This window comes from Actinosynnema sp. NPDC049800, from assembly GCF_040656635.1.
Lineage (GTDB): Bacteria > Actinomycetota > Actinomycetes > Mycobacteriales > Pseudonocardiaceae > Actinosynnema.
Map to the genome: position 1 here is coordinate 45,614 of NZ_JBFAMT010000030.1, position 24,882 is coordinate 70,495.

Here is a 24,882-nt window from a genome sequence, read left to right on the forward strand (position 1 = left end):
GACTAGTTGCTCATGGATAGTCAGAGTTGACTAGGAGGTGGCGGTGAAGTCCAAGCGGAAGGTCGGCAACCTGCTCGGGTTGGCGGTGCTCGGCTATCTCGTCCGCGAGCCCCTGCACCCCTACGAGCTGAGCCGGCTCATGCGGGCGCACGGTGACGATCGCAGCATCAAGTTCACCCACGGCTCGCTCTACATGGTGTTCGGGCAGCTCGCGAAGGCCGGGTTCATCGTGGAGCACGGGACGTCCCGCGAGGGGCAGCGGCCGGAGCGCACGGTCTACGCGTTGACCGACGCCGGCCGCGCCGAGCTGAAGGACTGGATGCGCGAGCTCGTCGCCGAACCGGTGCACGAGCACCCGCGGTTCGTCGCGGCCCTGTCCATGATCGCGGCCCTGCACCCGGACGAGGTCGTCGTCCTCCTGCGCGACCGGCTGGACGGGCTGCGCCGGCAGCTGGACGAGGCCGAGGCGATCCTGGCCGGCGCCGACGCGCACCCGCTCTTCCTGGTCGAGGAGGAGTACCGCATCGCGCTGCTGAACGCCGAGGTGGCGTTCGTCCGGCACTTCCTGGAGCGCATCGACGACTGGCGCCCGCTGTGGGCGGGCTTCCACGAGGAGGAACGATGAGAGCGACCGTCATCGGCGGCGGCATCGGCGGGCCCGTGGCCGCGCTGGCCCTGCGCAAGGCCGGGATCGAGGCGACCGTCCACGAGCGGTACGACCGGACGGCCGACGGCTCGGGCGGCGCGCTCAGCATCGCGCCCAACGGCTTGCAGGCCCTGGAGGTGGTGGGCCTGGCCGACGCGGTGCGCGAGATCGGCACGCCGATCACCGCGATGGAGTTGCAGAGCTGGACGGGCAAGACGCTCGGCCGGTTCGGCAGCGAGCCGCCGCAGCTGCTGGTGTGGCGCTACGACCTCTACCGCGTGCTGCGCGACGAGGCGGTCCGGCGCGGGATCGCCATCGAGCACGGCCGGGACCTCGTCGACGCCGTCGACCGCGGCACGCACGTCACGGCGCGCTTCGCCGACGGCTCCGAGGTGGACGCCGACCTGCTGGTCGGCGCGGACGGCATCCGGTCGACCGTGCGGCGGGTCATCGACCCGGGCGCGCCGGGCCCGCGGCACACCGGCCTGCTCGGCTTCGGCGCGCGGCTGGCGCGGACCGGTGAGCCGTCCTCCGGCGGCGCGATGCGGCTCGTGTCGGGCAAGCGCGCGTTCTTCGGCTACCAGGTCGACGACGACGGCTCCGGCGGCTGGTTCGCCAACCTGCCCCGCCGGACACCGCTGACCACGGCCGAGGCCAGGGCCACGAGCCCGCGGCGGTGGCTGGCCGTGCTGGGCGAGGCCTTCGCCGCCGACCGCACGCCCGCCGCGCGGATGATCGCCGCCACCGACCCGGCCGACCTGGTCGTGACGGGCGCGTTGGAGGACGTGCCGAGCGTGCCGAAGTGGAGCCGCGGCAGGCTGGTCCTGGTCGGCGACGCCGCGCACGCCACGTCGCCGAGCTCGGGCCAGGGCGCCTCGCTGGCGTTCGAGAGCGCCGTGCAACTGGCCCGCTGCCTGCGCGACCTCCCGTACGACGAGGCGTTCCGGGCCTACGAGGCGCTGCGCCGCGGCCGGGTGGAGCGGATCATCGCCCAGGCCGCGCGGACCAACCGCGACAAGGCCGCCGGTCCCGTCGGCCGCCTGCTTCGGGACGCCCTGATGCCGCTGGCGTTCAAGTTCGTCGACCCGGCGAAGTTCACCTGGCAGTTCGACCACCGGATCGAGTGGGACGACACCCTCAGCCACGCCTAGTGCCTGAGGCGAGCCCTTCCGGTCTCAGTGCGTCTTGTCGTAGCGATCGGCCATCGCCTGGTAGGCGTTCACCGCCGTGACCTCGCGGAAGTGCTTCGCGGCCTTGTCCCAGTCCCACGTCATCTTGTCCCCGTGGTACTTCATGTCCAGGCCGCTGAAGGTCAGCTCGAGCATGAAGTCGCGCTTGGTGTCCACGATGAAGGCGCTGAGAGTCGTGCCGGTGCCGGTGTCCCCCAGCAGGACGGTCGCCTTGTCCCACGGACCGTCCGCGGTGCGCTCGGCCGCGTTGCCGCCCGATTTCGCGTAGACGTCGCGCATGAGCTGCAACTTCAGGTCGTAGCGCCCGGTCGGCGTCTTGTACTTCTCTTCGTGGTAGAGGTGGCCCTCCATGTTGGCGTTGCCGAACCCGATGGAGATCCTCCCCTCGGCGTCGCTGCTCGCGTGCCTGGGGTCGTCGTAGAAGAGGGCACGCCCCTCGCAGAGCTTGACCCCGGCCGTGTTCGTGCCGTTCGTGCTGAGCAGGTCGTCGGCGAACTTCTGGTAGTCGAGGAACTCGGCGAGCTCGCGCACGTGGTCGGCGAACATCTCGCAGGCGTCCCAGCCCTCGATGGTGCCCGCCTTCACCTCTTCGATCGACCGGACGCTGGGAGCGGTCGGAGGAGCCGGAGGCGTGCCCCCGTTGCCGCCGCCACCTCCGCACGCGGCGAGCAGGAGACCGGTGGCGAGGACCGCCACGAAGCCCTTGCCCGGCCTTCGCCGACGACCGGGTGTCGATGGGGTGGTCACGGCGCGCGTCCTCCGGGGTGGGTGTCGATCGGGGAGTCCGTCGTCTTGGCGGCGGGTGCCCGCGCGCCGGTGCGACAGCTGATCGTCACGTTAGGGGACCAGCGGTTCCGCCGGTGTCCGGCGAACACCCGACACCGGCCGCCGTCGTCTCGCGGAGCACCGCCCACGCGTCCGCCACCGGGCCGACGTGCCCGAGCTTGTCGGGGTTGATCACCGTGCGGATCGTCCGGACCCGGCCGTCGAGGATGTCGAGCGCCCAGGTGTTGACCACCTTGCCGTCCCGGTCGCGGAACACCGCGCCCGGCTCGCCGTTGACCTGCCGCGGCTCGACCACACCGCCGATCCGGACGAACGGCGGCACGAGCGCGGTGAGCACCCGGGCCACCTTCTCCGCGCCGACGAACCGCCCGGCCCACTGCGGCGCCTTGCCGCCGGCGTCGCCGACCAGGTGCACGTCGGCGGCGAGCAGCTCGCGCACGCCGTCCACGTCCCCTTCCCGGAAGGCGTCGAAGAACCGCCCGGCGAGTTCCTCGCGCTCCCGCCGGTCGGCCTCGAACCGGGGCCGGCCCGCGTCCATGTGCCGGCGCGCCCGCACCGCGAGCTGGCGGCACGCCGCCTCCGACCGACCCACCGCCGCCGCGACCTCGGGGAAGCCGAACCCGAACACCTCCCGCAGCACGAACACCGCCCGTTCGAGCGGGGAGAGCCGCTCCAGCAGGAGCAGCGCCGCCATGGACAGCGAGTCCGCCAGCTCCGCCGACCGCTCCGGGTCCTGGTACGGGTCGGTGAGCAGCGGTTCGGGGAACCACGGCCCGACGTACCGCTCGCGCCGGACGCGGGCCGAGCGCAGCACGTCGATCGAGATCCGGGTGACCACCGCGGCGAGGAACGCCTTGGTCGACGCCGGTCGGGTCGGGGAGGCGTCGTGGCGCAACCAGGTCTCCTGGACCGCGTCCTCGGCCTCGGCGACGCTGCCCAGGATCCGGTAGGCGATCGAGAACAGCAGCGGCCGCAGCTGCTCGAACTCCTCGTCACGGGTCACCAGGACACCGGGCCTTCCGCGCCGAAGAACCCACCGGTCGGTCCGTCCGCGCCGAGCGTGGCCAGCTGCACCACGACCGAGGCGCCCTGCTCGACGGTGAGGAACCCGGTGTGGTTGTTGCTGTCGGTGTCGACGTAGCCGGGCGCGACCGCGTTGACGAGCACGCCGTCCTTTCGCAGCTCGTTGGCGTACTGCACGGTCAGCGCGTTCAACGCGGACTTGGACGGCGAGTACGCCGCCGACGGCAGCAGCGCGGCGAACGGGCCGGCGGGGTCGCTGGTGAGGGTCAGGGACGCGGCGTGGCTGCTGACGTTCACCACGCGCGGCGCGGGTGAGCGCCGCAGCAGCGGCAGCACGGCGTTGGTCACCGCGATCACCCCGAAGACGTTGGTCTCGAACACCGCCCGGACCATGTCCAGGTCGACGGTGCTCGGCACCTGGTCGTGCGCGTCCGCGGGCGAGACCTGCCCGGAACCGGTGATGCCCGCGTTGTTGACCAGCACGTCGAGGCGGCCGAAGCGCTCCTCGACCTGCCTCGCGACCTCATCGACGGTGGTCTGGTCGGTGACGTCCAACGTGACCGCGTGCGCGTCGCCACCCGCCGCGCGCAACGCCTCGGCGGCCTCCTCGCCGCGCCGCCGGTCCCGCGCGCCGACCAGGACCGTGAAGCCCAGCGCCGCGAGCCGCCCCGCGACCCCGCGCCCGATCCCCTTGTTCGCCCCGGTGACCAGCGCGACCCCGTGCTCGCCCATGACCTGCTCCTGTCCCGCGTCGACTCCTTGTCGCAACCCGAGACGAGACAGCACCGGCACCTGTGACATCCGGCCGGGCAACACTGGGGCTGCGACGGCGTGCGGTGCCCGCAGCAGGTCGGTAGCTTGCGGTATGGCCTTCACCGATGAGGAGATCGCGTACCTGCGGTCGCAGCCGCTCGGTCGGTTGGCGACCCTCGGCGCGGGCGGGCAGCCCGACGTGGTGCCGGTGGCCGTCGAGTTCGACGGCGAGGTCCTGTGGGTCGGCGGCGGCGCGACCGTGCGCGACACCCGGAAGTTCCGCAACGTCGCCGCCGGGAACCACAAGGTGGCGCTGGTGGTCGACGACCTGGTGTCACTCGAACCGTTCGTGGCTCGCGGCATCCGCGTGTACGGCGACGCGGCCCAGCCGTTCGACCGGGTCGGCATGGTCGGGCCCGGCACCTACCTGCGCATCACGCCGACCGTGTCCTGGAGCTGGAACCTCGCGGGCGAGCCCGTCGGTGACGAGTGGTACGCGGCGCGGAAGACCGTGCACTAGGAGAAGCGGCCCAGCAGCAGGTCCAGGCGGGCCCGGCGGTGGCCGGGGCGCAGGCGGCGACCGTGGTCGAGGGTGGCCTGGCCGTGCAGCGCGCTCCAGAACACCTCGGTCCTGGTCTCCACGTCGTCGTCACCGGCCAGGGGCCCGACGGCGGCCACGAACTCGCCGAACGCGGCCCGCAGCTCGGGCGGCGACTCGGCGGTGCCGAACGACAGGTCGACCTCGCGCACGAACATCGCCTCGTACAGCGCGGGCCGCTCGGCGGCGAAGTCCAGGTAGGCCATCGCCAGGGCGCGTAGCGCCCGCGCGGGCGAGCGGTGGGCCGTGCGGGCGGCGCGCAGGCGCTCGGTCATGTCGGCGAAACCCTGCACGGCCACCGCGCGCACGATCGCGTCCTTGCCCTTGAAGTGGCTGTAGAGCACCGGTTGGCTGTACTCGACGCGCTCGGCCAGCCGACGGGTGGTGACCGCGTCCCACCCCTCGGCCTCGGCCAGCTCCCTGGCCGCGTCGACGATCAGCCGCCCGCGCTCGGCGCGTTCGCGCTCACGGCGCTCCTGGATGGACACACCCCGGATGCTAGCAGCGCTAGACATTCGAGCGCACGGCGAGCTAGTGTCGCTCTCGTACCTAGCACTGCTAGCACCAGGAGTCGGGACATGTCCCACCACCGGATCAACACGGTCCTCGCCGCGCTCGTCGTCCTCGCCGGCCTCTACTTCGGCCTCGGCTTCCTGCTCGACCCGCAGAGCGCGGCGGCGGGGTTCGGCATCGACCCCTGGCCGCGGGAACCGGGGTACTTCGTGGTCAAGGGCGTCCGCGACATCGCCTACGCGCTCACCGCGCTGATCCTGCTGCTGTTCCGGCACCGCCGCGCCCTCGGCTGGGTGGTGCTGGCCGACGCGGTCATCCCGATCGGCGACTGCGTCGCCGTGTTCACCAACGGCGGCACGGTGGCCTACGCGCTGGCCGTGCACGGCTCGGCGGCCGTGCTGGTGCTCATCGTGGCGGCGTCGCTGCTGTGGGAGACCCGGAAGCGGGCGACCCCGCGGCCGTGAGCAGGAACGCGGGGGACCACCAGTAGTCGTGCAGCCGGGTGACCCGGACCTCGGTGAACCCGGCCCGCTCGACCTGCTCCGCCCACCGCGCCGCGGGCTGCTCCCAGGTGGCCCGGGTCGCGCCCGGCACCAGCTGGCCGGTCAGCACCGGCATCAGGAACCCCTGCGCCACCAGGTCCCGGTCCTCCTCGTACTCGGCCAGCCCGCGTTCGTAGGCCTCGGCCAGGAACCTGAGGTGCTCCGGGCTCGCGGGCGGCAGGTCCGGCACGTCGAACTCGACCACGGCGAGCACCCCGACGTGCCCGACCAGGTCGGCCAGCACGCCGTCGCGCACCTCGTGCGGCAGCGTGTGCAGGGCGAACGTCGACTGCGCCACGTCGAACACCGCGTCCGCCGGCAACGCCGCCGCGAACGGCTCCACCCTCGTGCGCCGGGCGTCGACGTCGTACCCGGCCAGCGCCCGCACCGCCTCGTCGAGCAGCGCCGCGGACGGCTCGACCAGCGTCACCGAGGCCGGCGCGTGCTCCGAGGCCAGGACGGGCCGCAGCGCCCGCCCGTCACCGCAGCCGACGTCCAGCAGGCTCGACGGCCGCGCCCGCGCGTACACCCGCGCCAACGCCTCGGTGACCGCCCGGTACAGGCCCACGTTGCCGCCACCGTCGATGAACGCCTCGAACGCCGCGGGCTGGTCGTACACCGAGCCGGTCCGCGCCGCCGCCAGGTGCTCGGCCAACGCCGCCGCCAGCGGTGTGCCCCCACCGCGCAGCGCCTCCCTCGCGCCGTCGACGTCGCCGCCCGCCAGTGCCCGCAGAGCTTCCTCGCTGTGGTTCGTCACGCTCCGAGCATGCCAAACGCCGCAGGTCGTCACCGGGAGTTGGCCGGACGTTGGTCAGTCGTTGGCGTGTCGCGCTGCACTGTCACCTGAACGAATCCGAGCAGGGGGAGAGATTTCCGTGGGAACGCGAGGGCACGGCGGCGACGCGGCCGGGGAGGGCCGGCGATGACCGACCAGTGGACCGGAGCCGGGATCTTCGAGAGCTACGCGAGCTTCGTCAAGACGATCGAGGGTGACGCGCAGAGCGAGACCGAACGCGTGCTGGACATCACGTTCGGCGCGATCGACGTGGTCGCCTCGACGGTGGCGCTGGCGATCGACCCGATCGGCACGCTGCTCGCGGCCGGGATCGGGTGGCTGATCGAGCACGTCAGCTTCCTGCGCGAGCCGCTGGACATGCTGATGGGCGACCGCGACGCCATCCAGGCGCACATCGAGCTGGTGAAGGCCGACGCCAAGCAGATCCGCGACCAGGCCGAGCTGCACAAGACCGCGATGGACCAGTTCACCGGCTGGGAGGGCAAGGCGGCCGAGGCGTTCAGGCAGAGCATGGACCGGCTCGGCGGCGAGCTGGACTCGCTGGCCGAGGTCGTGGACGGCACGGCGCGCGTCACGGCGGTGACCGGCACGCTGATCATCATCCTGCGCGACATCGTGCGCGACCTGATCGCCGGCCTGCTCGCCCAGCTCGTCAAGGGCGCGTTGATCGCGGCGGCGGCCGCGGTGTTCACCCTGGGTGCGTCCATCGTCGGGTTCATCGGGTACGCGGTCGGGGCGGCCACCGCGCTGGCCGTGCAGATCGGCGCCCGGATCGCCAAGCTGATCGCCGCGCTGGGCAGGCAGGCCGCGCGGCTGGGCAAGCTCGGCGGTTCGATGGGCTCGATCGCGCAGGGCTTCTCGCGGTTCGGCGACGCGGGCGGCATCGTGCACGAGTCGGTCAAGGCGGGCGGCGGGTACGGCGACTTCTACGGCGACGGCAAGAGCGGCGCGCCGGACCAGTCGAAGGCGGCCGTCTGATGGCCCGCCACGGAGGCGGTGGCTCCACGCCGCCGCCCGGCAGCCCGGACAGCACCACCAGCACGACCAGCAACCCGTTCAGCGACCGGTACGAGGTCAGCCCGCCGCCCTCGCCCAACCCGTTCTCGGACTTCTACCAGATCAGCGACAACGGCAGCGCGATGAGCCTGGACAACCTGGACTGGCAGGCGCAGAACCTCGACAACCTGGGCGCCGGCCTCACCACGACGAGCCAGAACCTCGGCTCGCACCAGGCCACGGCCGACGCGTACGGCGCGTTCGGCAGCATGATCGCGTCACCGCTGAACACGACGATCAGCCAGGGCGCGGACACGACCAAGGCCGCCGCGGACGCCGCCGCCAACGCCGCCCAGAAGGTCCGCGACTCGGCCGAGACGATGCGCACGACCGACAGCGACATCACCGACGACCTGAACAGCATCGGGCAGGACAACGACGTCTACCAGGGACCGCCCGGCTCGTCGGGCGGGCGTTCCGACGGCGGCACGGGCGGTCAGGGCGACCGCGCCGACGGCGACAACGGCACCGTGCCGCCGCCTCCCGAGGTGACCGGTGACGGCCCGATGTCGCCACCGCCGAACGCCACGCCGATGCCGAACCCGGACCCCAGGCCGATCGGCGACCGCATCGGCGACATCCGGCAGCAGCTCGGCGTGAACAACGACGTCGGCGCGGTCGTCGTGCCCACGGGCAACCGGCCGGACGGCCGCCCGTACACCCTCGACACGCCGGTCATGGACCTGCCGCCGGGCAACCGCCACGGCCTCACCCCCGAGCAGCAGGGGATGACCCTCGGCGAGATGATGGGCTTCCCGCCGGACCTCATGGCCGACCCGGACTTCGCCGGCACCCCGGCCAAGGACGCCCTCGACATGCAGGGCGGCGGCGCCTACAACGGCGACAGCAACCTGCTCATGCTCGACGACCAGCACAACGACAACGCGACGCTGGTGCACGAGGTCGGGCACGCCAGGCAGAACGAGCACGGCTTCAACCACCACAACTCGCACAACACGTTGCTGGAGTACCAGAACGTGCTGGTCAACGAGAACGCCCACCACGACGCCAACGGCAACCCGCCGCGACTGGCCTACCAGCCGCCGCCGGGCCAACCCCCGACCGACTGGAACGGCCTGCGCGACTACGTCCAGGGCAACCCGGTGACCCTCAACGGGCAGCAGCTCACCCCGAACCCCGCCCACCGGGACCAGAACCTGGTCCTGCTCGACCAGATCGAGCAGCTCACCGGACCCGGCGGCCCGTACGCCGCGGACGGCGCACGGGTGCGCGACAACCTGATCAAGGAGTTCTTCGCCAAGGAGAAGCAGTTGCAGGGGTAGTGCGCGCGCCCGCCCCCCGGCTAACCGCGGCCGGGGGCCGGGCTGCGCATCACGATCAGGTCGCCGTGACCGCCGTACCCCAGCACGTGCTCGGCGTACTGCGTGCCGTCGAACGTGATCAGCCACCACTCGCGGCCGACCGGCAGCAGCATCGGGTGCGGGATGTTCGTGCCGTACGGCGCGTCGAGCGTGCCCAGCTTGCGCATCGCCAGGTCGTACACGGGGTAGTTGCGCGCGTCGCCGTCGCTGGCGAAGAGGTACCACTCGCGGCCGACCCGCTGGATGATCGTGCCCTCGGTCTGGTCCACGGCGGTGTCCGCGCCGACCAGCCGCGTCCGCGTGTAGTCCGCGCCGGGGGCGGCGACCGCGAGCGCCGGGTGGAAGACGAACGCGGGCTGCTGCGCCTCGCTCTCCACGAACGCGAGGTGCCAGCGGTCGTTCACGCGGGTCAGCGCCGGGTCCCACGAGCTGACGGAGGTCGGCAGCGGCAGCCGCTCGGTGCGCAGCACGTGCACGCCGCGCAGCACGTTCGCGGTGGTCGCGGCGTGCCGGATGTGCACGCCCCGGAACGCGAAGTCGCCCCACGAGCTCATGAGCAGGATGAACCGGCCGGTGCGGTCGTCGTACACGACCTGCCCGGCGTGGTCGCCCAGCACCACGCCGTCGCGCTCGAAGAACAGGATCGCGACCTGCTCCAGGCGGGACGGGTCGGCCAGGTCGATCGTCCACACCGCCCAGTGCGCCTGCTGGAAGAAGCCCAGCCCGGCGTTGGTCATGGTCAGGTACAGCTTGCCGTCGCGGATGAACGGCCTGCCGTCGGCGTGCTGCACCACGTGCGGGTCGCGGACGCCGGCCTGGCCGAAGTAGCCCGCGCGCACCCGGCCCAGCCGCACGTCGCCGCCGCGCCCGCCGTAGGCGTAGTCGAGGCCGCCCAGCACCGCGGGCACCCGCAGGTCGACCAGCGCGCGCACGCCGTCCCGCTCGGTCAGCACGGGCTGCCAGCCGGTGCCCGTGCCGGTGGTGTCGACCAGGACGGTGACCGCGTTCTCGTTGACCACGACGGCGAACCGGAACGCGCCGGTCACGCGCACGTCGGCGGACTTCAGCGTGGTCGTCGCGCCGCCGGTGGTCACCTCGATCGTCGCCTTGCCGGTGGTCGCGTCGAGCGTGCCGAGCACGGACGTGCCGCCGCCGGCCAGGCCCGCCACCACCACGCCCTCGGCGCGCTGCACCTCCACCAGCACCGACCCGAACGGCGCACGGGGCCGGACACCGGTGCCGACCAGCGTGTCCGCCGTGGTGACCGGTGGTGTGATCGCGCTGTCGTACTGCACGAACCGCGGCGCGACCAGGTCGAACGGGCGGTGCTTGTGCGCCACCGCGAAGTGCAGGTCGAACGGAGTCGTCGCCGGCTGACCCATCGCGGGCACGTTACCGAACAGCGTCGAGAGCGCCCCGACCGCACCCGCCGCCCCGGCGTGGCGCAGCAACGCGCGTCGATCCATGTCCCGTGCCGCCATCGGACCTCCTCGGACTCCTGCCGGTACTTGTCAACCATGTGTTACAGGCAGGTGTGACCAAGTGTCCAGGGCTCAGGCGGTCAGCACGAGCTTCCCGCGCCCGTGCCCCTCGGCGGCGGCCCGGTGCGCCGCGGCGGCGTCGGCCAGCGGGAACGCCCGGCCGACGGTGGTGACGAGCTCGCCCTTCGCGGCGAGATCCGCCACTTCGGCCAGGCGTTCGGCGGACCGCCGCGGCGGCCCTTCGGTGAACACCACGCCCAGCTCGGCGGCGGCCGCCCCGTCGGCGATGGTGACGATGCGGTCCGTGCCGCCGCGCAGCTCGATCGAGGCGGGCAGCGCGCCCTTGCCCGCGACGTCGAACACCGCGTCGACACCCTCGGGCGCCAACGCGCGCACCCGCCGCACCAGGCCCTCGCCGTACGTCGTCGGCGTGGCGCCGAGCGCGGCGACGTGCTCCTGGTTGGCCGGGCCGGCGGTGCCGATGACCCGCAGCCCCGCCAGCACGCCCAGCTGCACGGCGATCGTGCCGACACCGCCCGCCGCGCCGTGCACCAGCAGCGTCTCGCCCGGCTCGACGCCGAGCAGGCCGAACACGCGGTCGGTGGTCTCGACGGCCACGGGCAGCGTCACGGCGTGCTCCCACGACAGCCCTTCCGGCTTGCGCGCGACCGTGGTGGCCAGCGCGTACTCGGCGTACGCGCCGGTGTCGGACCAGCCGAGCACCTCGTCGCCGACCGACCAGCCGTCGACCTCCGAGCCGACCGCGTCGACCACGCCCGCGACCTCGACGCCGAGGATCGTGGGCAGCGGCGTGCTGAAGAACGCTTCCATGGCGCCGGCGCGGACCTTCGCGTCGTACGGGTTCACCCCGACCGCCCGCACCCGCAGGCGCACCTGGCCGGGTCCCGGCCCGGGCTGTTCGACCTCGTCCAGGAGCAGGCTCTCGGGCCCGCCGAAGCGGCTCAGCACAACGGCTTTCACGGTGTCTCCTCTGCGGGGCGGAGCTTGGCGACCAGTTCACCGCGGCTGCGCACGTCGACCTTGCCGAACACCGACTTCAAGTGGTCCTGCACGGTGTGCGCGGAGATGACGAGCCGGGCCGCGATGTCCGAAGTGGACCGCCCGGCGATGACCTCGTGGCACACCTCGCGCTCCCGGGCGGTGAGGCCGTAGGCGGCCAGGAGCAGGCCGAGCAGCTCGGCGCCGGACGCCCGTTCGACGGTCACCACCGTCTCGCGGTCGTCCTCCGCGATCAACCGGCAGGCCTGCAGCAGGACCCAGCCGCCGGACGCGTCGCGCACGCGCGCCCGGAACGTGCCGGACGGCGCCGCCCGCGCCCCGGTCACCACGGCACGCAGCATCAGCGCGAACCGGCCGGGCGCGATCGCGTCCAGCTCCTCCCGCCAGGTCCGGGCGGCCGCCGTGGCCGCACGCGGCTCGCCGTCCGGGCCGACCACCACGATCGCCGGCTCGCCACCGGCCCGGGGGTTCCCGCCCCGCGCCGCCACCCTCGTCGCGGCGGCCAGCGCGGGCGCGACGGAGGCGACGAAGTCGACCTCCCGGTCGGTGAACTCGCCGCGCCGCACCAGGCCCGCCGCGCCCCAGCACGTGCCGTCCACCCGGAACACCACGCGCAGCTCGTGGCTCAGGCCGAGCGGTCGCCACACCTCGTTGAGCCTGCCGCTGCGGGCGACGTCGCGGCGCGGCACGTCCGACAGCCGCGCCACCGGCTCCGGGCGGCGGGCCAGCTCGGCGAACGTGTGCGGCTCGTCGCCGCCGTACTCGCAGGCCGCCAGCAGCGGCTCGTACTCGGCGGGGATGGCGTTCGGGCCGCTGGTCATCGTGCTGATCACGGCGGTGTCCGGGTCGAGCGACGCCCAGCAGGTCAGGTCGGTCGGCACGACCCGCTCGACCACGTCGATCGCGGCCCGGTGCAGCTCGGCGACCCCGAGGCCCGCCGCGGCCAGCGCGGCGATCTCGCGCCGCGCGCCGACTGCCCGGCCTTCCCACATGCTCGGAGTATGCGCCGGTGACGGCCGCGCTTCCATCCCACATTTCCGGGATGGCGGCCGGTCGCGGACCGCTCCTACCGTCGGGCCATGGAGGCACGCCTGCGCACCGCCCGCCAGGGCTTCGAGGGGGAGTGGTCGTCGTGAACGCCGTCGCCCAGGTCGCCGCCGGGGTGGCGGCGGGGATCCACGTGCTGGTGTTCGTGTGGGAGACGCTGCTGTTCCGGCGGCCCGGCGTCCACTGGGGCGTGTTCAAGGTGCCCACCGAGGACGTCGAACCGGTCCGGCTGTGGTCGTTCAACGTCGGCCTGTACAACCTGTTCCTCGGCTCCGGGACGATCGCCGGCCTGATCGCGCTGAACACGGGCGACGAAGCGGTCGGCCGCGCGCTCGTGTTCTACACGTGCGGGTTCATGGTCCTGGCCGGCATCGGCCTCGGCGTGTCGGACCGGCTCGCGCTGAGCCGCCCCAAGGGCGCCGGGGTCGGCGGCACGATCGCGCAGATCACCCCGGCACTCGTCGCGATCGTCGCGCTCGCCCTCAGCTGACCACCCGTCGCCGGCCGATCACCGGTGGACGCAGGAGACCAGCTCGGTGAACGCCGCCCAGGCCTCCTCGGGACCGAACAGCCGCGGCGGCAGCACGTAGCGCACCGCCTCGTACGACAGGTCGCCCCACGGCTCACGCCGGTGCACGCGGCCCAGGACGCGATCGCAGCCGGTGCACGCGAGCCACGGGACCACGACGAGGCCGTCCTCCGCGACCGGCTCGCCGTCGACCACCCGGACCCGGCCGCCGTCGCGGGACCGGCAGCGGCGCAGGGTCGGTTCCACCGACTCGCGCACGCCCCAGACCTCGGCGATGACGGCGATGCCCGCCCGCTCGTCCCCGCTGATCGCCACGTCGCCGTCGACCAGGCCGGTGACGAGCAGGTCGATCCCGGCCTCCTGCTCGCCGATGTCCCGGCACTCGAGCACGTCCCTCGCCCGGTCGGGCGGCAGCAGCGCCGCCAGCCCGCGCCACGCGGCTGCCTCGTCCTCGTCCACGTCACCGAGGCTAACCGGACGATCGACTCACCCGATGTGTCGGTTAGCCTTACCTAAACTTCGGGGAGGTGCGGGTGTCGCGCGACGCGGTGCGAGGGGTCGGCCTGCTGGTGTCGATCGGCGTGCTGGGCCTGATCGTGCTGCTCAGCCTGTGGATCGGCACCAAGAGCATCCCGTTCGCCGACACCTTCGCCCTGCTGCTGGCCGACGACGGCACCGGCGACGCGGCCATCGTGCGCGGCGTCCGCGTGCCGCGGGCCGTGCTCGGCCTGCTGGTCGGCGCGGCGCTCGGCCTGTCCGGCGCGGTGATGCAGGCGTTGACCCGCAACCCGCTGGCCGACCCCGGCCTGCTCGGTGTGAACATGGGCGCGGCGGCGGCGATCGTGTCCGCCATCGCGTTCTTCGGGATCACCAGCCCCACCGGGTACGTGTGGTTCGCGCTGCTCGGCGCGGCGGGCACGGCGACCGTCGTCTACGTCCTGGGCGCGGCGGGCCGCGGCACGGCCACCCCCGACCGGCTGGTGCTCAGCGGCGCGGCGATGACCGCCGTGCTCTACGCCTACGTCTCGGCGATCCTGCTGCTGTTCACGCACACGTTCGACTCGTTCCGGTTCTGGAACGTCGGCTCGCTCGCCGGCCGCGACTTCGAGCTGATCGGCCAGGTCTCGCCGTTCGTGCTGCCCGGCATCCTGATCGCGTTCCTGCTCGCCCGGAACCTCAACGTGCTGGCGCTCGGCGACCACACCGGCAAGGCGCTCGGTGCGAACGTCCACCGCACGCGCGCGTTCAGCGTCCTCGCCGTCACGCTCATGGCGGGCGCCGCGACCGCCGCCGCCGGGCCGATCGCGTTCGTCGGGCTGACCGTGCCGCACGTGGCCCGCATGATCGGCGGCAGCGACCAGCGCTGGGTGCTCGCGTACTCCGCGGTGCTCTCGCCCGTCCTGCTGCTCGGCTCGGACATCGTCGGCCGCGTCGTCATCGCGCCGCAGGAGATGGAGGTCGGCATCATCACCGCGTTCATCGGCGCGCCGGTGTTCATCGCGCTGTGCCGGCGTCGGAAGTTGGCCACGCTGTGAAGACCATCCGCACCCCCGCCGTCTCGCTGCGGATCAGCGAACGCGCCCTGCTCGTCAGCACGGCCATCGTGCTGCTGACCGCGGCCGCCGCCGTCGCCACCATGGTCACCGGCGACTTCCCGCTCACCGTCGGCGAGGTGCTGGCCACGGTCGTCGGGCAGGGCGACGGCTACGCCGACTTCGTCGTCTTCACGCTGCGCCTGCCACGCCTGATCACCGGCCTGCTGGTCGGCGCGGCGCTCGCGCTCAGCGGCGCGATCCTGCAGAGCCTGTCCCGCAACCCGCTGGCCAGCCCCGACATCATCGGCTTCACCCAGGGCGCGGCCACCGGCGCGATCGCGGTCCTCGTGCTCGCGCAGGGCAGCATGGCGGCCACCGCGCTCGGCGCGACCGTCGCGGGCCTGCTCACGTCCACCGCCGTCTACCTGCTGGCGCTCAAGCAGGGCGTGCAGGGCTTCCGGCTGGTGCTCATCGGCATCGGCGTGAGCGCGATGCTGCTCGCGGCCAACTCCTACCTGCTCACGCGGGCCACGCTGGAGAGCGCGCTGGCCGCGCAGGCGTGGCTGGTCGGCGGCCTGAACAACCGGGGCTGGGACCAGGCCCAGGTGGTCGCCGCGGTGCTGGCCGTGCTGCTGCCGTGCGCGCTGGCGCTCGGCCGGCGGCTGGCGCTGCTGGAGATGGGCGACAGCGCCGCGACCGGCCTCGGGGTGAACGCCGAGCGGACCCGCCTGGCGCTGCTCGCGGTGAGCGTCGGCCTGGCCGCCGTCGCCACGGCCGCCGCCGGGCCGATCAGCTTCGTGGCCCTGGCCGCGCCGCAGGTCGCCCGACGGCTCACCGGCGCGTCCGGACCCGGTCTGGCCGCCTCGGCGCTCACCGGGGGTCTGCTGCTGGTCGTCAGCGACTTCGCGGTGCAACGGCTGTTCCCGACGACCCAGCTGCCGGTCGGCATCGCCACCGGCGCGATCGGCGGGCTCTACCTGGTGTGGCTGCTGGCCCACGAGTGGCGGAAGGGGAGCGCGACGTGACCGTGCCCGAGGCGGAGCCGACCGGACGACTGCGCGGTGCGCGACTGACGCTGTCCTACGACGAGCGCGTCGTCGTGTCCGGGTTGGACGTCGAGATCCCGGACGGCTCGTTCACCGTCATCGTGGGCCCCAACGCCTGCGGCAAGTCCACCGTGCTCAAGGCGTTGGCGCGGATGCTCAAGCCGCGCGCCGGCGCGGTGTACCTCGACGGCCAGGCGATCTCGACGTACCGCTCCAAGGAGGTCGCCCGCCGGTTGGGCCTGCTGCCGCAGACCTCCATCGCGCCCGGCGGCATCACCGTCGGCGAACTCGTGGCCCGGGGCCGCTACCCGCACCAGCGGCTGCTGCGGCAGTGGTCCGTCGAGGACGAGGAGGTCACCGCGGGCGCGATGCGGATGACCGGCGTGCACGACCTGGCCGACCGCCTGGTGGACGAGCTGTCGGGCGGGCAGCGGCAACGCGTGTGGCTGGCCATGGTGCTGGCGCAGCAGACGTCGATCCTGCTGCTGGACGAGCCGACCACGTTCCTCGACATCGCCCACCAGGTCGAGGTGCTCGACCTGTGCGCCGACCTGCACGAGGACGGCAACCACACCCTCGTCGCCGTGCTGCACGACCTGAACCAGGCGTGCCGCTACGCCACCCACCTGATCGCGATGAAGCCCGGCGTCGGCGTGGTGGCGCAGGGCAGGCCGGCCGACATCGTGACCGCCGAGCTGGTGGAGGACGTGTTCGGCCTGCCGTGCCGGGTGATCGCCGACCCGGAGACCGACACCCCGCTGATCGTGCCGTTGCGGCGGCAGCGCGTCGCCCAACCGTCCACCGCGTAGCGAGCCCTCGGCTCAGACCCGCCACCTCGCGCGGCCCGGGGGTTCGGGGGTCAGGTCGGAGTCGAAGGCGGCGGCGATGGCGTCCACGTCCCACGAGTCGCGGGTCAGCACGGGCTGCTTCACGGCGTACTGCGAGATCACGTGCAGCTTGTCCGGCAGGAAGCGGATCAGCTGGCTGGTCACGCCGCCGGCCAGGTCGCTGAGCAGGTACGTCACCAAAGGCGCCATCCTGTCCGGCGTCTGGTCCCGCGAGCTGATCTCCTCGGCGCGGGGGTCGAGGTCCATCATCGGGGTCCACGCGAGCGGCGCGACGGCGTTGACGCGGACGTCCCGCGCGGCCAGCGAACCGGCCCACGACAGGGTCAACGACGCCACCGCGCCCTTCGACGCCGAGTAGGCCGCGGCGCCGGCGCGGCCCAGCATCGCGCCCGACACGACGTTCACGATCGAGCCGCCGCGCATCACCTTCGCCGCCGCCGTGCCGCAGTACATCGTGCCGAGCACGTTCACCTCGACCACCGAGCGCAGCACGTCCGGCTCGTCCTCCCACGGCTCGGCGAAGTGCGTGACGCCCGCGTTGTTCACCAGCCCGTCGACCCGCCCGAACGACGACGCGCACAAGTCCACGAGCGCCTGCGCGACCGCCGGATCGGTCACCGACCCGGTGTGCGCCACGGCCTCGCCGCCCGCGTCCACGATCGAGGCGACGACCGACGGAGCACCCTCGACGTCGTTCACCACGACCCGCGCGCCCGCCGTCGCCGCGTGCCGCGCGTACGCCTCGCCCAACCCGCGACCCGCGCCGGTCACGATCACGGCCTTGCCGTCCAGGATCCCCATGCCTACCCCCGATAACCGGCCTTCGCGTCGTCCGCCCGCACCCGGTCGAGTTCGGCGCGGTCCAGCCGCGCCGTCACGACCCGCGGGCCCGTGCCCGCCTCGACCACCCGCCGCCCGTCCGGGTGCCACACCCCGCTGCCGCCGCACGAGCGCCAACCGGGGCCCGCGCCCGCCAGGTTCGCCACCAGCGCGTACATCCGGTGGTCCATCGCACGGGCGGCGGGGTGCACGTCGAGCCGCCGTTCCTGGCCCTCGGTGTACAGCGCCGACACCGCGTAGACGTCCGCGCCCCGCCGCGCCACCTCCAGCGCGTGCTCGGGCGCCGCCGCGTCGTAGCAGACCGCGAGCGCGACCCGCCACCCGCGGACGTCCAGCGGCGGCGCGGGCTCACCCGGCTCGAACAGCTCCCGCTCCGCCCGGCTCGGGTACTGCTTGCCGACCACCTCGACCGAACCGTCCGGGGCCAGCCCCACCGACGCCAGCAACCGGCGACCGTCCGGCCCGAGCCACGCCGCGCCGACCACCGCCGTCGCCCCGTGCGCCCGGCACGCCTCGCGGACCACGTCCAGCCTCGGGTCGTCGGCCGTCACCCAGCACGCCGGATCGGCGAGCCGGTCCAGGTCGTAGCCGGTCAGCGACAGCAGCGGGAACAGCACCAGGCCGGCGCCCTCCGCCTCGGCGACCGTGACGGCCGCACGGCGCGCGTTCTCCGCCACGTCACCGGGCACGGGCGCGTGCTGCGCGACGGCGACCACCAACTCGTCGGATTCCACATCACCGATCATTTCACGCGATCGGGCGACGCGGGACAGGTCCCCGCGAAACGCTCACGAAAACGTGGTAAACATAAAGGTTGACTTCGCCGGAAATGGCGGAATTGGAGATGGTTCGAGTATATCACAGGGGGCAAGCGTGACCACCGGTGAATTGTCGGCCGAACAGCGGCGGATCGCCTTCCTGCACGACCGGCTGGAGCTGGAGCGGGCCGCCGCGCGAGCGGAGCTGGACGCCGCGCTCAAGGACGGCCACGAGCAGCGCTGGCACCGCGAAGTGGCCGTCCGGACGCTGTCCGAGCAGGTCAGCCGCCTGGACGTGGCGGAGGAGAACCTGTGCTTCGGCCGCATCGACACCACCGAGGACCGCGTCTACGTCGGCCGGATCGGCTTGTTCGACACCGAGCGCGACTACGAGCCGTTGTTGACCGACTGGCGCGCGCCGGCCGCCCGCCCGTTCTACACCGCGACCGCGGCGAACCCGGAAGGAGTGACGCTGCGCCGCCATTTCCGCACCAAGGGCAAGCACCTGGAGAGCTTCTACGACGACGAGCTCCAGCTCACCTCGAAAGCGCTGCTCGACGCGCTGAACGCACCCCGCTCCGACACCATGCGCGACATCGTGGCGACCATCCAGGCCGAGCAGGACGAGGTGATCCGCCTCCCGCACCGGGGCGTGCTGGTGATCGAGGGCGGGCCGGGCACGGGCAAGACGGCGGTGGCGCTGCACCGCGTGGCCTACCTGCTCTACGCGCAGCGCGACCGGCTCTCCCGCCACGGCGTGCTGGTGGTCGGCCCGAACCCGGGCTTCCTGCGGTACATCGGCGACGTGCTGCCGTCCCTCGGCGAGACCGACGTCGTGTTCGCCACGCCGGGCGAGCTGTTCCCCGGCGTGCGGACCGAACGGGAGGACACCCCGGAGCTCCAAGCACTCAAGGGCGGCCTCACGGCCGTCGACCTGCTGGTGGCGGCCATCGCCGACCGGCAGGAGACGCCCGTCGAGCCGATCCCGGTCGAACTCGAGGACGTCACCGTTCCGCTCACCGCCGAGATCGCCGCCTGGGCGAGGGAACGGGCGCGCGCCGCCGGGCTCAAGCACAACGAGGCCCAGCCCTTGTTCCACGAGGCCCTCGTGGACGCGCTGGTCGCACCGGCGCTCGACCTCATCGGCGAGGACTGGCCCGAACTCGCGGCCGACGTGCGCCGCGAACTCGCCGGCCACCCGGACGTGCGGCGGGCCGCCACCGCGCTGTGGCCGATCCTCACCCCGCAGCAACTCCTCGCCGACCTCTACGCGGGCCGCTGCTCCGCCCTCGGCCACCCCGAACTGCACCGCGACGACCCGCACGCGTGGACGGTCTCCGACGTGCCGCTGCTGGACGAGGCCGCCGAACTGCTCGGCTCCGACGGCCGGGCCGAACGACGCGCGGCGCGGGAGCGCAGGCGGGCCGTCGAGTACGCGCAGGGCGTGCTGCACGTCATCGACACCGACCAGGCCATGCACGAGGACGAGCTGCGGGCCGTCGACCTGGTCGACGCCGAGTGGCTGGCCGACCGCCACACCGCCGTCGACCACCGCGTCCTCGCCGAGCGCGCCGCCGTCGACCGGGAGTGGACCTACGGCCACATCGTGGTCGACGAGGCGCAGGAACTGTCCGAAATGGACTGGCGGCTGCTGGCCAGGCGCGGGCCGAACCGGTCCATGACCGTCGTCGGCGACCTGGCCCAACGCCAATCCGCCGCGGGCGCCCGCGACTGGCGGACGGTGCTCGAACCCCTCGCCCACGACCGCTGGCAGTACCGCCGGCTCACGGTCAACTACCGCACTCCCGCCGAGATCATGGCCTACGCCGCGGGCACGCTGGCCGAAGTGGACCCGACCGCCGTCCCGCCGACGTCCGTGAGGCACGGCGAAGCGCCGCTCGAAGTCACCGGCGCCGACCCGGAGTCGTTCCGCCCGCCCACCGGCACGTTCGCCGTGATCGCACCGGCCGGCCCCCTCACGCCGCGCGCGGCCAAGGGCCTGGAGTTCGACACCGTCGTCGTGGTCGACCCCGACCGCATGACACCGGCCGAGCGGTACGTCGCCCTGACCCGCGCCACCCGACGCCTGGTCGTCGTGCGCACGTCTGCGGAGGAGCGGTGCGCACCGCTCCCCGGTGGGTCGGCGACGGAGACCGCGGTCGGGTGTCAAGCGGGCCGGGCGTGGTGATCAGGACACTCGTCAGGCACCTGCCGTGCGCGTACTGGATCACCAGCTCGTGTCGATCGGTGGTGGGCCCAACGCGCGGCAATGGCCGGGCCCGCTTCGCGCAACCTGCGGAAGTAGGTCACTTCCGTCCGGCGATATGTCAGGATTGCCCTATTCTCGGCGGTCGAGCGTCCCGGTGGATCGGTGTCGTGCGGCAAAGCGGTAGCCCTCGACAGTTCGGGCAGTTAATTGCGACAGTTGCAGTTGGTGAGGAAGTTTCCGCCAAGCGGCCGGGGTCGTCTGCTGACGTGCCCCCGCGGGGTGGGCGCCGGAGTCCCCGCCCCGCGGGTCGTTCTGGCTCACGGGCCGTGACCGAGGGGGTCATGGCGGCCAAGCGGTCGTTGTGGTCAGCGGTAACCGCAGGCGGCGGGGTCGCCGGAGGCCATGTTGCGGGCGCCCCACTCGTTCAGCGGCTCCAGTGCGGCGTTCAGCGAGTGCCCCAGTGGCGTCAGCGAGTACTCGACCCGGGCGGGTACCTCGTCGAACTCCTCGCGGCGGACCAGGTTGTCCGCCTCCATTTCCCGCAGGTGCTGGTAGAGCATTTTCTCGCTGATTCCCGGAATGAGTCGCCTCAATTGGCCGAACCGCTTGCTCTCGTCGGCGATGGCCCAGATTATGAGTACCTTCCACTTGCCCGCAATAAGGTCCACTGCGGCGTCCAATCCGCAGACGTAACTCTTGGTCTTCATGTTCATCCCCCTGACGACTTGGTAAGTGCTTACCTTCCCGTAAGTACTTGTCCGCACCTGAACACCGGATACTGTAACGAGCGTGCGGAGCATTGTGTAACGGTTGCTGCGGTGATGTCGAGGATGCCGGACGGAGGATCGATGAGCGGGACCAGCGCCAGATGCCGGCAGTCTTCGTCGCCGGGGCACCTCTGTCGTGGGGGTGACCCGGATCGGGCCCGCAGGGCGGACGAGGTCGCGAACCCCGTGGCGCGGACTTCCGCAGTGGCGACCCCTGTGCTGGTAGTGGCACCATCCCGCCGGTCCGCACGGCGGGCCGCGAGAGACCCTCGTCGCCGACACCACCCCGATTTCCGGCTTCGGGACCACACCTATCAGGTCTATCCCGACTGATGTTAGCAAGGTTGTCCGCAGGTCGGGATCGTGCATACGAGCGGCGGCTCGGCGCAGCCGAGGGGCGCCGCTTCGGGTTTCACCTGTTCGGATCAATGGGGCCGAAACAGGTGACTCAGCGTGTCCGGGTGTGTAGTGTCATTCGCGCCGGTCTTCACGTCCTAATCGCCGGTGCGGACTCCGTGGAATTGCGATATCCGACACCGAAGCGTCTCGTCGGAGCCTTGTGGCGTTAGCCGGGACGTGCACTTCCGGCGTGGTAAGCTGAATTTGCACTCCGGTGGAGGTCAATGGTCGTTGACATCAACGGATTTGTGCCGCAACCGTAATGGCCTTATTTGGGGCGTCGTCCACGCGCATATCGGATCGGTGGGGTCGGTCCGGCAGCCGGGCGACCACGAGGCCGCTTGGTGGTCGGACACGACTGCCTGAAGACGAATCGTAGGCTTGGGGGACACGATGCGGTTTCAGATGTTAGGCCCGCTGACGGCGTTAGACGACGATGGCCACCCGATCCCGCTGGGAGGCGCTCGGCAGCGCGCCACCCTCGGCCTGTTGCTGCTGCAGGCCAACCAGGTGCTGGCCACCAGCCAGTTGTTGCGGGCGCTGTGGCCCGGTGATGACGCGCCGACCTCGGCGCGGAAAATCCTGCAGAACGCGGTCTGGGGACTGCGGACCGTCCTCTCCGCCTACGGCGGTGGGGAGGGAGCGCCCAGCCTGGTGACGCAGCCGCCGGGCTACGTGCTCCGGCTCGACGTCGACCAGGTGGACCTGCACCGCTTCACGCGTCAGGCTTCCGAGGGCCAGGCGCTGCTCACGAGCGGTGAACCCGCCAGGGCGACGGAGGTGTTGCGCGAGGCGCTGTCGATGTGGCGCGGTTCGGTGCTGGCGGATCTGGTCGAGTCCGGCGTCAACTGGCCGGAACTCACCGCGGTGCAGCAGTCGCGGCTCGACGCCATGGAGAACCTGTTCGAAGCCGAGCTGGCCTGCGGGCGTCACCACGCGGTGCTGGGGCCGCTGCAGACCATGGTGGAGACCGAGCTGCTGCGCGAGCGCTCGTGCGGCCAGCTCATGCTCGCCCTCTACCGCTGCGGGCGGCACGCCGACGCGCTCACCGTCTTCACCAGGACGCGAGCCGCGCTGGCCGATCTCGGTCTGGAACCCGGCCACGGCTTGCGGGCGTTGCAGCAGGCCATTCTCACGCACGACCCGGCGCTCACCCCGGCTGAGCGGATCGCGGTGGTGTCGACCGAGGCGGAGTCGGTGGCGCCCGCCACCGAACCGGTTCCGCCCGCGCCGCCCGCGCTCGAACCGGGCCGCGTCCAGGTCGCGGACGAGCCCGCCGAGCCGGATCGCCCCGACGGGAGGCCGGCACGGCAGACCGTCAGCGTGCTGCTGGTCCGGGCGCGCCCGGCGGTGGCGGACGATGTCGTCCCCGCCCAGCGCATGGACGTCCACTTCGACATCATCGCCGTCGACGTGCGCCGGGCCGTGCAGGCGAAGGGCGGCCTCATCCTGGCGTCGATCGGCTCGGTCACCGCCGTGCTGTTCGACGCCCCGCACGGCGGCGGGCACGCCGAACGCGCGGTCCGCGCCGTGGACGGGTTGGCCGACATCCTGGGCAGCCGCGTCGCACCGGGGCTCCGGCCCGAGGTCACCGCCGCGATCGTGACGGGCGAGGCCACGGTCAGGTACTCGCGCTCCGGCGAGGCCGTGGTGGTCGCGGGCACGCTCGTCGAGCAGGCGCAGTGCCTGCTGGCCGACGTGCCGACGGGCGAGGTCCGGGTGTGCGGGCGGACGTTGTGGATGACCAGATCGCTGTTCACGTACCGGGTCGCTCGCAACGGCGAGTCGGCCACCCTCGGCGACCCGCCGGCGGGTAACGCCCTGCCGTTCGCGGACCGCGAGCGCGAGATGGACCTGCTGGCCGGGATGTTCGACCGGGTCCGCCACCGTGCCCGTCCGGACATGGCGACCATCCTGGGCGAGGAGGGCATCGGCAAGACGCACTTCCTCATGGAGTTCGTGCGCCGACTGGAGAAGGGTGAAGACGCCACCGTCCTGGTCGGACGGCCGTCGGTGCGGTGCGGGCACGACCCGCTGGCCCTGCCCAGCCAGATCGTCGTGGAGTACTGCGGCATCAACCCGGGGGACTCCTCGGCCACGGTGTCGGCCAAGCTGTCGTACGTGCTCGACCAGGTGGTGGCCGACGACGAGGAGTTCCGGTCGCTGCGCTACTGGTTGCGCCACTGCGTCGATCCGGAGCGCGACGGCGCCGCCGGGTCGAACGTCGGCGAGGTCCTGCGAGCGTGGCGGCTGTTCGTGGAGGACATCGCGCTCACCAAACCGGTGATGATGGCGGTGGACGACCTGCACCTGGCCCACCCCGCCGTGATGGACGCGGTGGAGGCCCTCGTCGAGACCCCTCGCACGGTGCCGCTCCTCGTGGTCGCCACCGCGCAGCCGCGCCTGCTGGACCGCAGGCCGGCCTGGGGCAGTGGGAAGCGGCAAGCCACGACCATCACCCTGGACCCGCTCTTCGGCGACGGCGGAGAGCGGGCGGTCGAACCGCGCAGGGGCGGCAAGGCGTCGCGCCTCGTCACCCCTGCGCCCATGATCGAGCCGGAGTTGGACTACCTGGCCCGCTGACCCGCGGTGGTGGTGGTGATCGTGCCACCACCACCGTTCTCCGCCCTGCCGACAGGGCCGGCACGGCACCGTTCCGCTCGGAGACGGGACCACCGCACCGCCCGGGTACGACGACACCGCGTGTCCGGGCCGCAGCGGCCCGGACACGCGGTGCCGTCAGAGAACCCTTACCGGGCAACCCTCACAGCGGGATGGTCTCCAGGGCGACGGGGCGGTCGACCGCCATGATCCACTTGCCGTCGGGCTCGCGGATCAGGACGTCGGTGCAGATGCCGTTGATGCGCACCGGCTTGCCGTCGTCGTCGGTGACCTCCAGCCGGAAGTCCACCACGATCAACGACGTGTGCCCGCCCGCTACGTAGGCGTACTTCACCGTGGAGTCCAGCTTGGGGTTGCGCGCCAGGAGCTCTGTGATCGCGGCGGTCCGGTCGGCGCCCGTGCGCGGGGCGCCGGTCAGGTTCGAGATGGCGTCGTCGCGGTAGAGGCTGTCGAAGATGGCGCCCTTGCCGGAGTTGAAGGCGGCCAGGAAGACCGCGTTCTGCACCTCCGGGTCGTCGGTCAGTTCCAGGTTGTCCAGATCCAGTTGCGCCGTCAT

The 24,882-nt window shown here is 72.5% G+C and carries 25 protein-coding genes; 12 read left to right on the forward strand and 13 right to left on the reverse strand.

The annotated features are described in order from the left end of the window. Window positions 1–43 precede the first annotated feature (43 nt). Together AB0I91_RS28170 and AB0I91_RS28175 are read left to right on the forward strand one after the other, a co-directional pair. Window positions 44–625, forward strand: a complete 582-nt coding sequence (locus AB0I91_RS28170) for a PadR family transcriptional regulator (protein WP_498773316.1) — start codon at window positions 44–46, stop codon at window positions 623–625. Further along, window positions 622–1,797 carry an FAD-dependent oxidoreductase gene (locus AB0I91_RS28175; protein WP_499639621.1) on the forward strand — a complete coding sequence of 392 codons (1,176 nt, stop codon included), beginning with the start codon at window positions 622–624 and terminating at the stop codon, window positions 1,795–1,797. Before AB0I91_RS28170 ends, AB0I91_RS28175 begins: the two co-directional genes overlap by 4 nt. Before the next feature lie 24 nt (window positions 1,798–1,821). Here the strand turns inward: AB0I91_RS28175 and AB0I91_RS28180 are convergent, their stop codons facing one another. The 3 genes from AB0I91_RS28180 to AB0I91_RS28190 form a co-directional block, all read right to left on the reverse strand. Next, complete coding sequence (locus AB0I91_RS28180) at window positions 1,822–2,583, reverse strand: hypothetical protein (protein WP_499639623.1); 762 nt, start codon at window positions 2,581–2,583, stop codon at window positions 1,822–1,824. 85 nt (window positions 2,584–2,668) lie between these two features. After that, the gene (locus AB0I91_RS28185) at window positions 2,669–3,625 is read right to left on the reverse strand and encodes an RNA polymerase sigma-70 factor (protein WP_498773322.1); all 957 of its coding nucleotides are present in this window, start codon (window positions 3,623–3,625) and stop codon (window positions 2,669–2,671) included. Beyond that, window positions 3,622–4,377, reverse strand: a complete 756-nt coding sequence (locus AB0I91_RS28190; RefSeq protein ID WP_499639625.1) for an SDR family NAD(P)-dependent oxidoreductase — start codon at window positions 4,375–4,377, stop codon at window positions 3,622–3,624. Before AB0I91_RS28190 ends, AB0I91_RS28185 begins: the two co-directional genes overlap by 4 nt. A gap of 133 nt (window positions 4,378–4,510) precedes the next feature. On the opposite strand from AB0I91_RS28190, the gene AB0I91_RS28195 reads away from it, so the two are divergent. Further along, entirely contained in the window at window positions 4,511–4,918 is a 408-nt protein-coding gene (locus tag AB0I91_RS28195; protein WP_498773325.1) for a PPOX class F420-dependent oxidoreductase, read from the forward strand. Here the strand turns inward: AB0I91_RS28195 and AB0I91_RS28200 are convergent. Next, complete coding sequence (locus AB0I91_RS28200; protein ID WP_499613154.1) at window positions 4,915–5,484, reverse strand: TetR/AcrR family transcriptional regulator; 570 nt, start codon at window positions 5,482–5,484, stop codon at window positions 4,915–4,917. The two genes, AB0I91_RS28195 and AB0I91_RS28200, sit on opposite strands and share 4 nt — an antisense overlap. A 90-nt stretch (window positions 5,485–5,574) precedes the next feature. Here AB0I91_RS28200 and AB0I91_RS28205 point away from each other — a divergent pair, with 90 nt between their 5' ends. Then, a complete protein-coding gene (locus AB0I91_RS28205; RefSeq protein WP_498773328.1) occupies window positions 5,575–5,973 on the forward strand; it encodes a DUF4267 domain-containing protein in 399 nt (132 codons plus the stop codon). Here AB0I91_RS28205 and AB0I91_RS28210 read toward each other — a convergent pair. Continuing rightward, window positions 5,915–6,808 carry a class I SAM-dependent methyltransferase gene (locus AB0I91_RS28210; protein ID WP_498773330.1) on the reverse strand — a complete coding sequence of 298 codons (894 nt, stop codon included), beginning with the start codon at window positions 6,806–6,808 and terminating at the stop codon, window positions 5,915–5,917. The two genes, AB0I91_RS28205 and AB0I91_RS28210, sit on opposite strands and share 59 nt — an antisense overlap. Before the next feature lie 165 nt (window positions 6,809–6,973). On the opposite strand from AB0I91_RS28210, the gene AB0I91_RS28215 reads away from it, so the two are divergent. Both AB0I91_RS28215 and AB0I91_RS28220 read left to right on the forward strand, forming a co-directional pair. Further along, window positions 6,974–7,825 carry a WXG100 family type VII secretion target gene (locus AB0I91_RS28215; RefSeq protein WP_498773332.1) on the forward strand — a complete coding sequence of 284 codons (852 nt, stop codon included), beginning with the start codon at window positions 6,974–6,976 and terminating at the stop codon, window positions 7,823–7,825. Then, window positions 7,825–9,186: a hypothetical protein gene (locus AB0I91_RS28220; RefSeq protein ID WP_498773334.1), complete on the forward strand. Its 1,362-nt coding sequence runs from the start codon at window positions 7,825–7,827 to the stop codon at window positions 9,184–9,186. Before AB0I91_RS28215 ends, AB0I91_RS28220 begins: the two co-directional genes overlap by 1 nt. Before the next feature lie 20 nt (window positions 9,187–9,206). Here the strand turns inward: AB0I91_RS28220 and AB0I91_RS28225 are convergent, their stop codons facing one another. The 3 genes from AB0I91_RS28225 to AB0I91_RS28235 form a co-directional block, all read right to left on the reverse strand. Next, complete coding sequence (locus AB0I91_RS28225) at window positions 9,207–10,706, reverse strand: hypothetical protein (protein ID WP_498773336.1); 1,500 nt, start codon at window positions 10,704–10,706, stop codon at window positions 9,207–9,209. A gap of 72 nt (window positions 10,707–10,778) precedes the next feature. Next, window positions 10,779–11,687: an NADP-dependent oxidoreductase gene (locus tag AB0I91_RS28230; protein ID WP_499639628.1), complete on the reverse strand. Its 909-nt coding sequence runs from the start codon at window positions 11,685–11,687 to the stop codon at window positions 10,779–10,781. Further along, on the reverse strand, window positions 11,684–12,718 hold the full coding sequence (locus AB0I91_RS28235; RefSeq protein WP_498773340.1) for a helix-turn-helix transcriptional regulator: 1,035 nt from the start codon (window positions 12,716–12,718) through the stop codon (window positions 11,684–11,686). Before AB0I91_RS28235 ends, AB0I91_RS28230 begins: the two co-directional genes overlap by 4 nt. Window positions 12,719–12,858: 140 nt before the next feature. Between AB0I91_RS28235 and AB0I91_RS28240 the strand changes: the two genes are divergently transcribed. Continuing rightward, the gene (locus AB0I91_RS28240; RefSeq protein WP_499613140.1) at window positions 12,859–13,263 is read left to right on the forward strand and encodes a DUF1304 domain-containing protein; all 405 of its coding nucleotides are present in this window, start codon (window positions 12,859–12,861) and stop codon (window positions 13,261–13,263) included. A gap of 18 nt (window positions 13,264–13,281) precedes the next feature. Here the strand turns inward: AB0I91_RS28240 and AB0I91_RS28245 are convergent, their stop codons facing one another. Further along, entirely contained in the window at window positions 13,282–13,761 is a 480-nt protein-coding gene (locus AB0I91_RS28245) for a hypothetical protein (RefSeq protein ID WP_499639630.1), read from the reverse strand. Between the two features lie 74 nt (window positions 13,762–13,835). Here AB0I91_RS28245 and AB0I91_RS28250 point away from each other — a divergent pair, with 74 nt between their 5' ends. Genes AB0I91_RS28250 through AB0I91_RS28260 form a run of 3 tightly spaced genes read left to right on the forward strand, consistent with a single transcriptional unit; the run spans window position 13,836 to window position 16,692 of the window. After that, window positions 13,836–14,837 carry a FecCD family ABC transporter permease gene (locus AB0I91_RS28250; RefSeq protein ID WP_499613199.1) on the forward strand — a complete coding sequence of 334 codons (1,002 nt, stop codon included), beginning with the start codon at window positions 13,836–13,838 and terminating at the stop codon, window positions 14,835–14,837. Next, complete coding sequence (locus AB0I91_RS28255) at window positions 14,834–15,862, forward strand: FecCD family ABC transporter permease (protein ID WP_498773346.1); 1,029 nt, start codon at window positions 14,834–14,836, stop codon at window positions 15,860–15,862. The genes AB0I91_RS28250 and AB0I91_RS28255 overlap by 4 nt, the downstream gene beginning before the upstream one ends. Continuing rightward, window positions 15,859–16,692, forward strand: coding sequence for an ABC transporter ATP-binding protein (locus AB0I91_RS28260; protein ID WP_498773348.1), 834 nt, complete (start codon window positions 15,859–15,861; stop codon window positions 16,690–16,692). Before AB0I91_RS28255 ends, AB0I91_RS28260 begins: the two co-directional genes overlap by 4 nt. Before the next feature lie 12 nt (window positions 16,693–16,704). Here AB0I91_RS28260 and AB0I91_RS28265 read toward each other — a convergent pair whose 3' ends face one another. After that, window positions 16,705–17,532 carry an SDR family NAD(P)-dependent oxidoreductase gene (locus AB0I91_RS28265; RefSeq protein WP_499639632.1) on the reverse strand — a complete coding sequence of 276 codons (828 nt, stop codon included), beginning with the start codon at window positions 17,530–17,532 and terminating at the stop codon, window positions 16,705–16,707. 2 nt (window positions 17,533–17,534) lie between these two features. Then, window positions 17,535–18,305: a carbon-nitrogen hydrolase family protein gene (locus AB0I91_RS28270; protein ID WP_499639634.1), complete on the reverse strand. Its 771-nt coding sequence runs from the start codon at window positions 18,303–18,305 to the stop codon at window positions 17,535–17,537. A gap of 139 nt (window positions 18,306–18,444) precedes the next feature. Here AB0I91_RS28270 and AB0I91_RS28275 point away from each other — a divergent pair, with 139 nt between their 5' ends. Continuing rightward, window positions 18,445–20,517 (forward strand): UvrD-helicase domain-containing protein, encoded by a 2,073-nt coding sequence (locus tag AB0I91_RS28275; protein WP_499639636.1) that lies wholly within the window; start codon window positions 18,445–18,447, stop codon window positions 20,515–20,517. Window positions 20,518–20,903: 386 nt separating this feature from the next. Here AB0I91_RS28275 and AB0I91_RS28280 read toward each other — a convergent pair whose 3' ends face one another. Further along, window positions 20,904–21,338, reverse strand: a complete 435-nt coding sequence (locus tag AB0I91_RS28280; protein ID WP_498773356.1) for a winged helix-turn-helix transcriptional regulator — start codon at window positions 21,336–21,338, stop codon at window positions 20,904–20,906. A gap of 855 nt (window positions 21,339–22,193) precedes the next feature. On the opposite strand from AB0I91_RS28280, the gene AB0I91_RS28285 reads away from it, so the two are divergent. Next, a complete protein-coding gene (locus AB0I91_RS28285) occupies window positions 22,194–24,287 on the forward strand; it encodes an ATP-binding protein (protein ID WP_499639638.1) in 2,094 nt (697 codons plus the stop codon). A gap of 181 nt (window positions 24,288–24,468) precedes the next feature. Here the strand turns inward: AB0I91_RS28285 and AB0I91_RS28290 are convergent, their stop codons facing one another. Next, window positions 24,469–24,882: a YybH family protein gene (locus tag AB0I91_RS28290; protein ID WP_499613119.1), complete on the reverse strand. Its 414-nt coding sequence runs from the start codon at window positions 24,880–24,882 to the stop codon at window positions 24,469–24,471.

Bases quoted from the DNA above. Each gene is read 5' to 3' on its own strand.
- AB0I91_RS28175 (WP_499639621.1), top strand. From the start codon at position 622: ATGAGAGCGACCGTCATCGGCGGCGGCATCGGCGGGCCCGTGGCCGCG.
- AB0I91_RS28190 (WP_499639625.1), bottom strand. From the start codon at position 4,377: ATGGGCGAGCACGGGGTCGCGCTGGTCACCGGGGCGAACAAGGGGATC.
- AB0I91_RS28195 (WP_498773325.1), top strand. From the start codon at position 4,511: ATGGCCTTCACCGATGAGGAGATCGCGTACCTGCGGTCGCAGCCGCTC.
- AB0I91_RS28205 (WP_498773328.1), top strand. From the start codon at position 5,575: ATGTCCCACCACCGGATCAACACGGTCCTCGCCGCGCTCGTCGTCCTC.
- AB0I91_RS28215 (WP_498773332.1), top strand. From the start codon at position 6,974: ATGACCGACCAGTGGACCGGAGCCGGGATCTTCGAGAGCTACGCGAGC.
- AB0I91_RS28220 (WP_498773334.1), top strand. From the start codon at position 7,825: ATGGCCCGCCACGGAGGCGGTGGCTCCACGCCGCCGCCCGGCAGCCCG.
- AB0I91_RS28225 (WP_498773336.1), bottom strand. From the start codon at position 10,706: ATGGCGGCACGGGACATGGATCGACGCGCGTTGCTGCGCCACGCCGGG.
- AB0I91_RS28235 (WP_498773340.1), bottom strand. From the start codon at position 12,718: ATGTGGGAAGGCCGGGCAGTCGGCGCGCGGCGCGAGATCGCCGCGCTG.
- AB0I91_RS28265 (WP_499639632.1), bottom strand. From the start codon at position 17,532: ATGGGGATCCTGGACGGCAAGGCCGTGATCGTGACCGGCGCGGGTCGC.
- AB0I91_RS28280 (WP_498773356.1), bottom strand. From the start codon at position 21,338: ATGCTCCGCACGCTCGTTACAGTATCCGGTGTTCAGGTGCGGACAAGT.
- AB0I91_RS28290 (WP_499613119.1), bottom strand. From the start codon at position 24,882: ATGACGGCGCAACTGGATCTGGACAACCTGGAACTGACCGACGACCCG.